The sequence below is a fragment of the Actinoplanes sp. NPDC048791 genome (assembly GCF_040650095.1).
Taxonomy (GTDB): Bacteria; Actinomycetota; Actinomycetes; order Mycobacteriales; family Micromonosporaceae; genus Actinoplanes.
Genome location: NZ_JBEZGQ010001536.1, coordinates 1 through 1458 on the forward strand (window position 1 = coordinate 1; position 1458 = coordinate 1458).

Below are 1458 nucleotides of genomic sequence, written 5' to 3' on the forward strand. Positions count from 1 at the left end.
AGCACCGCGACGTCGCGGAGCCCGCCGGTGGCGTCCCACCGGGCGAGGGTCCGCTGGGCCAGCATCCCGCCGAAGCCGCCCGCCGCCACGGCCGCCACGAGCGGGTCCATCGCATCGCTGCGCGGTGACTGCGTCATCAGGGCCCAGGAGGCGTGCTCCCGCAGGAAACCGCGCGGGTGCCGGAGCAACTGGGACAGGACCGCGCCCGCGGCGTCGTCGTCCACCGCACCCAGCGCGTGCACGGCAGCGACCGCGGTGAGCTGGTCCGGACCGGCGATCGCCTCCCGGAGCAGACCGATGGTGCCGGGCCCGCCCACCGCGGCGGCGGCGGCGCGGACACCGTCACCGAGCACCTCCACGAGGCGCGGAGCCTGGCGCACTTGCTGCAATGCCGAGGACTGAGTGGGGGGCATGACCAGGCTTCGGTGCCGGACCCGGTGGTGGATGCACCCGGGGCCGCGATGAGATCGGGGTCACCCGAGGCCGGAGCAGCCCTGACCGTTGACGGTGCAGGCCGAGGGCAGGTTGCCGGAGCCGGAACGGGAGAAGTGGAAGCGCAGCGCGACCTGTCCGCGGGCGGGGACCGGCACGCCGGAGGACCAGATGAAGCTGTCACCCGAGCGGCGCAGGGTCGCCTGCGGGGCCGACTCGACCCAGGAGGTGATCAGGTCGCCGACATCCGGCGGGAACCGCAGCTCGACCCGCCAGTCGCTGTCCCGCCCGGACGAGTTGGCCACCAGCACCTCCCCGATGAACGCGTTGTCGTACGAGTCGACCACCCGGTATCGGCCGCTCACCGGGCCGGGGGCGGGCGCCGGGGCGGTGGTGGCCCGGCTCGAGCTGCGGGCGGGCCGCGGCGAGGTGGTCGCCGTCGCCGGTCGCATCTGGGAGCCGGGGCGGGCGCTGGGCGGGGCTGATGCCGGGGAGGACGACGTTGTCGGGGTTGCCGCCGGCACGGGCAGGAACGGTGGCGCCGGTGGCACGGCACGGACCTCGGGGGACGACGTGAAGCGGGTCGCGGCGATGATCAGCAGCGCGATCAGCGCGCAGACGCCCAGCAACGTCGGCAGCCAGGGCAGCAGGTCCCGCAGGGCCGGCCCGCTGAGGGCACGCCTACGCTCCTGGTGCTCACCCCGGCTGACCCGCATCGGGGATGAACCCTATCGGGAATCCGGCGCCCGGCAACCGGTGCGTGACGTGGGTGCGGGCCGGCCGTAGGGTCGTCGCATGGGCCACGAGGTGTGGGAGGTCGGCGACGCGTACGAGGCGTATGTCGGCCGGTGGAGCCGTCCGGTCGCCCGCGAGTTCGTCTCCTGGCTCGCCGTGCCCGCCGGCCGGTCCTGGCTCGACGTCGGTTGCGGACCGGGCGCCCTGACCACGGCCGCGCTCGCCACCGCACCGGGCCGGGTCACCGGCGTCGACCGCTCGCCGGGCTTCCTGGCCGATGCCCGATCCCGC

3 protein-coding genes are annotated in these 1458 nt (G+C 75.4%); 1 reads left to right on the forward strand and 2 read right to left on the reverse strand.

Annotated features, from left to right (window positions below; translation table 11 throughout):
• Together AB0C29_RS48200 and AB0C29_RS48205 are read right to left on the reverse strand one after the other, a co-directional pair.
• Nucleotides 1–413 (reverse strand): hypothetical protein (locus AB0C29_RS48200; protein WP_360835059.1); only part of this gene is annotated, 413 nt, incomplete at its 3' end.
• A gap of 60 nt (nt 414–473) precedes the next feature.
• Entirely contained in the window at nt 474–1148 is a 675-nt protein-coding gene (locus tag AB0C29_RS48205) for a hypothetical protein (RefSeq protein WP_360835061.1), read from the reverse strand.
• A gap of 79 nt (nt 1149–1227) precedes the next feature.
• On the opposite strand from AB0C29_RS48205, the gene AB0C29_RS48210 reads away from it, so the two are divergent.
• On the forward strand, nt 1228–1458 hold a 231-nt coding region (locus AB0C29_RS48210; protein ID WP_360835063.1), incomplete at its 3' end, for a methyltransferase domain-containing protein.